1 protein-coding gene is annotated in these 2,266 nt (G+C 70.5%); it reads left to right on the top strand.

From position 1 onward, the window contains the following. Nucleotides 1-9: 9 nt before the first annotated feature. Nucleotides 10-2,266, top strand: a 2,257-nt coding sequence (gene infB, locus VKH46_14805) for a translation initiation factor IF-2 (protein ID HKB72114.1), incomplete at its 3' end; no start/stop codon positions are given.

The raw sequence follows: 2,266 nt of genomic DNA, 5'->3' as shown, positions 1-2,266 counted from the left end.
CGGAAGATCGTGCTTCCGCCGCGGCGGCCGATCGCGCGGCCCGGCCCCCCGCCGGCCGCCGCGTCGCCCGCGCGTCCCGGGACCGTCCCGGCCCGTCCCGGCGCCCCGCCGCCGCGATTCGCGCCGGGCGCCCGCCCCGTTCCGAGCGTCTATCGCCCCGCGCCCGGCGCCCCCGGCGCGCGCATTCCCGGCGCCCGCCCGCCGCTGCCCCCCGGGCGGCCGGTCCCCGGGGGCCGCCCCCTGCGTCCCGGCACGACCGAGGCGCCCTCGGCCGCCGACGAGAACAAGGCCCTCCGCCGCAAGAAGGAGGAGGAGTCCAAGAAGGCCGCCGCCAAGAAGACCGGCGCGCGTCCGAAGATCAACGCCGCCGACGAGGTCGACCTGCGCGACTTCGTGGGCGAGTACCAGCCCGACACCTACTCGGACATCACGCTGCCGCTCATCGACAAGAACGCGACGATCGAGGAGCCGGCCGAGCCCAAACCGATATCGAAGTCGGCGATGCGGCGCGCGGGCAAGGAAACGCGGCACGACGACACCGGCAAGATCGTCGAGTTCAAGAAGCCGCTCCCGACGGGACCGGTCTTCCTCTCCGAGGGCGTGACGGTCAAGGAGCTCTCCGAGAAGCTCGGCGTGCTCGCCCGGGACCTCGTCCAGAAGCTCCTCCGGCGCGGCATGATGGTCACGATCAACCAGAGCCTCCCCGCCAACGTCGCGGTCGAGATCGCCCGCGAGATCGGCGTCGAGGCCGCCGTCGTCTCGTTCGAGGAAGAGATGGAGCTCGCTCGCGAGGAGAAGGGCGAGGCGGCGTCGCCCGAGAAGCTCGCGCCCCGCGCGCCCGTCGTGACGGTCATGGGGCACGTCGACCACGGGAAGACCTCCCTCCTCGACGCGATCCGCGAGACGAAGGTCGCGGCGAGCGAGGCGGGCGGGATCACGCAGCACATCGGCGCGTACCGCGTCGAGACGAAGGGCACCCCGATCGTCTTCCTCGACACGCCCGGCCACGAGGCCTTCACGCTGATGCGCGCGCGCGGCGCCGCGGCGACCGACATCGTCGTGCTCGTCGTCGCGGCCGACGACGGGGTGATGCCGCAGACCGTCGAGGCGATCGACCACGCCCGCGCGGCGAAGGTGCCGATCGTCGTCGCGATCAACAAGATCGACAAGCCCAATGCCAACGTCGAGCGCGTCAAGAAGGAGCTCGGCGACCGCGGCGTGCTCCTCGAGTCGTGGGGCGGCGACGTGCCGTCCGTCGAGGTCTCGGCCCTGAAGAAGCAGGGGATCGACCAGCTCCTCGAGATCATCAGGCTCGTGGCGGAGCTGCAGGAGCTCAAGGCCGATCCCACCGGCATGGCGCGCGGCGTCGTGATCGAGGCCCGCCGCGAGGCGGGACGCGGCAACGTCGCGACCGTGCTCGTCCAGTCGGGGACGCTCAAGATCGGCGACGTGTTCTACGCGGGCGCGGTCTCCGGGCGGCTGCGCGCGATGTCCGACGAGAACGGCAACCGCCTGACGGAGGCCGCCCCGTCGACGCCCGTCGAGGTGATGGGCTTCGAGGACCTCCCGTCGGCGGGCGATACCTTCCAGGTCGTCGAGAACGAGATTCGCGCGCGGCAGATCGTCTCGTTCCGGAAGGAGAAGAACCGCGAGCAGTCGATGGCGTCGTCGTCGAAGACCTCGCTCGAGGCGCTCTTCTCGCGCATCCAGGCCGGCGGGACCAAGGACCTCGCGATCATCTTGAAGGCCGACGTGATGGGCTCGGCCGAGGTCCTCTCCTCGACCCTGAAAAAGCTCTCGAGCGACCAGGTCAAGGTCAACGTGCTGCACGCCGGCGTGGGCGCGATCAACGTCAACGACGTGCTGCTCGCCTCGGCGTCGGGCGCGATCATCATCGGATTCAACGTGCGCCCCGAGAAGAAGGCCGAGACCGAGGCGGAGAAGGCCGGCGTCGACATCCGCCTCTACACCGTGATCTACAACATCACCGACGACATCCGGAAGGCGATGGAGGGGCTGCTCGAGCCGACGCTCAAGGAAGTCAATCGCGGCCGCGCCGAAGTGCGCAACACGTTCCAGGTCCCGAAGGTCGGCATCGTCGCCGGCTGCTACGTGACCGAGGGGACGATCCCGCGCTCGGCGGGCGTGCGGCTCCTGCGCGACAACCGCGTCGTCTACGAGGGAAAGATCGCGTCGCTCCGCCGGTTCAAGGACGACGTCTCGGAAGTGAAGACGGGTTTCGAGTGCGGCATCGGGCTCGAGCGCT

This window comes from Thermoanaerobaculia bacterium (genome assembly GCA_035260525.1).
In the GTDB taxonomy this organism is placed as follows: Bacteria; Acidobacteriota; Thermoanaerobaculia; order UBA5066; family DATFVB01; genus DATFVB01.
Note: the sequence above shows the minus strand (reverse complement) of the source record. Positions and strands in the feature narration are given on the sequence as shown.